Below are 972 nucleotides of genomic sequence, written 5' to 3' on the forward strand. Positions count from 1 at the left end.
GGGTGAAGTCGTAACAAGGTAGCCGTATCGGAAGGTGCGGCTGGATCACCTCCTTTCTAAGGAAATACCTGATCTCGATGAAGATCAGATAAGTTGTGCGGACAACGACGTGATATCATATGTTCAGCTTTGATGGAATTTGCCTGGGGCCATAGCTCAGCTGGGAGAGCGCCTGCCTTGCAAGCAGGAGGTCAGGAGTTCGATCCTCCTTGGCTCCACCAACAAAACATTGCATCTCAATGAACAAGCGAGATACTGGCTTGTGCATTTGCACCTTGAAAACTGGATATGAAATTTGCGTAAACATCTTATAGCTGAGTTTTATTCGCAGCTTGGATTATACGGTTGTAGGTTTTGCTTCGGCATTTGCCTGCATCAGTTGATCTAAATTGCAAGCGAAGGTTGTCGAATTTAGTGCGACTTTTGCAGATGTGTTTCCACAGCTCAACGAGCCTAGTGGATCAAGAAACACAGCTGCAACGGGAGCAATAAATCGATCAACCGGAGCAAATGGTTAAGCTAGTAAGAGCGCACGGAGGATGCCTAGGCACTAGGAGCCGATGAAGGACGTGGCGAACAACGAAACTGCCTCGGGGAGCCGTAAGCAGGCTTTGATCCGGGGATGTCCGAATGGGGAAACCCGGCTGTCGTAATGGGCAGTCACTTCTGACTGAATACATAGGTCAGATGGAGGCATACCAGGGGAACTGAAACATCTAAGTACCCTGAGGAAGAGAAAACAAAAGTGATTCCGTCAGTAGCGGCGAGCGAAAGCGGATTAGCCCAAACCAAGAGGCTTGCCTCTTGGGGTTGTGGGACGTCTCACATGGAGTTACAAAGGTGTTGGTTAGGCGAAGAGGTCTGGAAAGGCCCGCTAGAAAAGGTAAAAGCCCTGTAACCAAAAGTCAACACCCTCCGAGACGGATCCCGAGTACCGCGAGACACGTGAAACCTCGTGGGAATCCGGCAGGA

Annotated in this window: 1 tRNA gene and 2 rRNA genes; all 3 read left to right on the forward strand. The window is 49.9% G+C overall.

The features are described from left to right. Positions 1-56 (forward strand): 16S ribosomal RNA (locus NNL21_RS36040); the annotation flags it as partial. 89 nt (positions 57-145) lie between these two features. Continuing rightward, positions 146-221: transfer RNA gene (locus NNL21_RS36045), tRNA-Ala, on the forward strand. Between the two features lie 291 nt (positions 222-512). Continuing rightward, positions 513-972 (forward strand): 23S ribosomal RNA (locus NNL21_RS36050); the annotation flags it as partial.

It is taken from the genome of Paenibacillus mendelii, assembly GCF_024498075.1.
Classification (GTDB): Bacteria; Bacillota; Bacilli; order Paenibacillales; family Paenibacillaceae; genus Paenibacillus_Z; species Paenibacillus_Z mendelii.